The 3,665-nt window shown below is 38.3% G+C and carries 5 protein-coding genes and 1 pseudogene; all 6 read right to left on the bottom strand.

Annotation, left to right across the window (positions count from 1 at the left end; all coding sequences use genetic code 11):
• Positions 1 to 174: 174 nt before the first annotated feature.
• Complete coding sequence (locus KFO35_RS13820; RefSeq protein ID WP_156271744.1) at positions 175 to 1,194, bottom strand: peptidoglycan recognition protein family protein; 1,020 nt, start codon at positions 1,192 to 1,194, stop codon at positions 175 to 177.
• Between the two features lie 10 nt (positions 1,195 to 1,204).
• Entirely contained in the window at positions 1,205 to 1,402 is a 198-nt protein-coding gene (locus KFO35_RS13815) for a phage holin (RefSeq protein ID WP_002334690.1), read from the bottom strand.
• Between the two features lie 15 nt (positions 1,403 to 1,417).
• Entirely contained in the window at positions 1,418 to 1,660 is a 243-nt protein-coding gene (locus tag KFO35_RS13810; RefSeq protein ID WP_002312831.1) for a hemolysin XhlA family protein, read from the bottom strand.
• A 34-nt stretch (positions 1,661 to 1,694) separates the two neighbouring features.
• The gene (locus KFO35_RS13805) at positions 1,695 to 1,832 is read right to left on the bottom strand and encodes an XkdX family protein (protein ID WP_002327992.1); all 138 of its coding nucleotides are present in this window, start codon (positions 1,830 to 1,832) and stop codon (positions 1,695 to 1,697) included.
• Between the two features lies 1 nt (position 1,833).
• On the bottom strand, positions 1,834 to 2,280 hold the full coding sequence (locus tag KFO35_RS13800) for a hypothetical protein (protein WP_156271746.1): 447 nt from the start codon (positions 2,278 to 2,280) through the stop codon (positions 1,834 to 1,836).
• An 11-nt stretch (positions 2,281 to 2,291) separates the two neighbouring features.
• Positions 2,292 to 3,665, bottom strand: a pseudogene (locus KFO35_RS13795) (BppU family phage baseplate upper protein); the annotation flags it as partial.

Here is a 3,665-nt window from a genome sequence, read left to right as displayed (position 1 = left end):
ATCTTACCTTTACTAAAAAAAATTATTATCTTTATCCATGGACATCATGAAGAACTAGAGAAATATGCAAGTTATACTGCTGAGATATACGCCGCCGTCGCAAAAGCTGCCAAGCAACGGCAAAAAAACAAACAAAATTAGCTATGTATTGCCCCTCAACGAGGGGCTATTTTTTTATCGTTGCGGAATATTCAAGTACCAACGCTTATCATGAAAATCTTGTGCTCCGCCTTTAGTGCTCCCTTCTGGATCATTCGTTGCACGCATCATGACATAGACTTTCTTATTAGGGAAGTTGCGCATATTGAAAGATACATGATAACCAACATTTCCTAAAGTATTATAAGCTTGATTTACATCTGGTCTATAAATTCCATCAGCTCTTACTCGAACTAATTCTTTTCCAGTATTGTAATCCATAATGAAAATATACTCGTATTTATAGTTAGCAATGTGCCATCCAGCCACATGCAAGTTCGCATTTTCGATTTCCCCAAACTGATCAATGTGAGAATGATTCGTTCCATCTGTTAAAGTCGGATTTGGTGCACCTGCTCGTGTTGGATCAATGACAGGCTTGTTTTCAGAAGTTGTCGGATTTTCATCGGTAAATCCATGAGCCAAATCATAGGCTAATTTTTCTTTACTTACGCCCATTTCAGAAAGATAACCATAAGGATCTGTATGATCGCCCCAGATGTTTTGTGTTACCCATAAATGCGATTTGATTCCCGGTTGGTTATAAGGAGTGTCCAACGTTAATGGAATACCATATTTCATTGCTGAATCTCTAGCCAATTCAACGTATGCCTTGTAGTTTTTCTCAAAAGTTGCTTTATCATGCGTGTGCTGTAACTCAATCTGCACAGGACTGTTAGCATTAGCATATGAACCAGCCCCATACTGCACATAACCAGGTTGTCCGACTTGATAAACAATTCCACCGTCTCCCACAATGTAAGCAGTGTAAGCACTAGTCCATGAACGTTGCATATATTGCGCTTCATTGCGTCCTGTTGCTGTTTCATTAGCCGTTTCATGCAGTAAAATATACTGATTATTTGCTACTTGTGAGCTACCTTCATTTGCGCCCAAATTAAATTCATTGTTAATCATATAAGCAAACCCATTAATTGGCAATAAAAAAAGAGCCGTTAATAGGCTCATCGCAGTAATAGTAATTTTCTTTTTCATTTGTTTCCTCCTATTTTTTCAAATTATATGCAGACACACCAGTGATAACGCCTAAAAATGTTGCTACTGCATTGATAGTCAGCACTGTCATATCTGTTCCATTCCATCCATACGCTTTTCCTAACATGGCTACTAAAGCAGATGCAGCTGGTAATACTGTTAAAACCGTCCATTTAATGACTTGATAATACTTATCGGGTAAAATCATTTCTTCTCACCTCCTTTACAATTTAGTCAAGAAATAGCCAATGATTGTAATGCCTAAGCCAATCATATAGCCCCAAGCCCATTTATTATTGTTCTTCATTTCCTTGATGTCTTCTGCATTGTTTAGTGCTACTGAATAGGCTTTATCTGCCAAATCTTTTGCACTATCAGCCTTTTCTCTAAGTGATTCGTAGTTGTCTAATTTTGTTTCAATTCTTACTAATCTCTCCACAACGTCTTGGAGCGCTTCTTCTTTCATGTTCCACCAACTTTCCAACAAAAAAACGCATCACTTAAGATGCGCTCTTATCTTTATTAATAATTTTATCTGCTTCTTCGTCTGTAATGCATAGTGGAACGAATAGTCGAACTTGATCGTCAGTAAAACAGCCCCAATCATACATCATTTTCACATCGCTAAAACTAAACATACTACTCACCTCCCTTTGAAGCTGGATTTAGTTGCTCTTTAATTTCTGAAATGTCTTTGCTATTTTGTAACGAAGCAAGCATCATTTTTGAATTGATTTGTGCTAAACTATCCGCTTTTTCTTTCAATGCAGTATTTTCCTGTTTAATTGCTACATCGTTTAGCATGATTTTGGCATTGAGCTGTTTTAGGTTGTCGTTTTCATGTTCCAGTGCCTCGTACATCGCTTTGAGATTGTTTAAATCGTTGTGATCCAGTGTGTTCGCTAACACAATCCATTGGTTCAGTTTAGGATCAAACATCTGATCAGCAATCGTTAGCGGCTCCCCATCAGCACGAATCCCTTCAAACGGTGGCTGATCCGTGTAAGGAACGGATACAAGCATGTCGTCCAATACTTTTCCTGCGTACTCTCCGCCAGTACGTCCATATTTCCAAATATCTTTCATTTATTTCCCTCCTACTTTGTTTCTGGATAACTATCAGCTGTTCGCCATTCTCCTGAAATATAATGATTTCCTACTCGATTAGTTGCAAATTTAACTACTTGTTTACCAGTTAAATCAGTGATTGCTAAAGCGCTGATTTCTCCTTGTGGCGTAGTCCACTGTACAACCGACAACGGAATTCCTCCAATTGTCCCTCCAATAGGAAGCTGAAATCCTAAAGGAATTTCTAGTAGATTCACATGTGAAGCTACGGCTGTTGTCGAGTTTGTTTTTACTCGTGCGTGAAAGAATACCCTATCACCAATACGTTCGAATTCGTATGAAAATTCATCAAATGCGCTTTGCTTATCTGATTGAATAGTAGTCAAACCAGATCCACTCTGTAACACACTACCTAAGTTTTTAACTGTTGCCACATCTACTCCGTCTATCTGGACCCCATCTTTGAAATTTTTTAGTCCTAAAACGGTTTCGGGTTCAGTTAGACTAACCGTATTATTCAAGCCTTTTTCAGTATATTCAGGTGTGACATCCCAACTATAGTCGTTCGGATTGTTGCTATCTTTCAATCCTTCACCAAAGTATTTAAACTGACTAATATTTGGGGTTCGTGTGTCGCCTTTTTCAATTTTCAACCATTTTATGGTACATGAACCTAAAGAAGTATTTGGCGTTTGAAAAAGGTATACCCCTTTTGCGTTTTCCCCTAGCTGAGTTATTGACACAGTGGCGACCCATGTATCAACCAATCCTTCAACTGGTTTAAAGCCACTGAATTGTTTTTGAGCTAAATAAACCCGAATAGTTTGTGAGGCAGGCTTAGTCGCTCCTATCGTCACAGTATAAGTTTCACCTAAAACAAAATCCTCTAGTGCATTTTTTGCATAGATCCCCTCGCTACTACTTGTGATTGGGAATTCAACTGTAGGATCAGCAATATTCTCACCCAAAGCCACCTTACTCAAATAATACGGCGCATCGAGTAAATTTGGCTGGTAAGGAGTTGCCGTATCACTTGTTGACGTTACTTTCTCAATCTTAATATCATAACCAATGTAGATTTTGCCGTTACCTTCTATAGGTTGCCAAAGTTGTAAGTAAGTGGTATCAAATTTAAGATTGCTTGGCACAGTGAACACTGTTGTCACATTTTGCCATGTCCCTACATTTTCACGTGGTGGGTTTATTGTTGCTAATGCAGTTCCATCGCTAGCTTTTAATATTAAAGCCGTTCTGAAAAATGTCAAAATCTGCGTTTATCATAATTGGGACTGTCATAATATACACATTATTAGGAAGCAACGCTGAGCAATTTGGCACGTATATATTTCTGTTTATGTTGACTGCCGAAGGATCGCTACTGTCTAGTTCTAAATATGTTTCGT

Source organism: Enterococcus lactis (genome assembly GCF_015751045.1).
In the GTDB taxonomy this organism is placed as follows: Bacteria; Bacillota; Bacilli; order Lactobacillales; family Enterococcaceae; genus Enterococcus_B; species Enterococcus_B lactis.
This window is presented reverse-complemented; position numbering and strand designations above follow the sequence as displayed.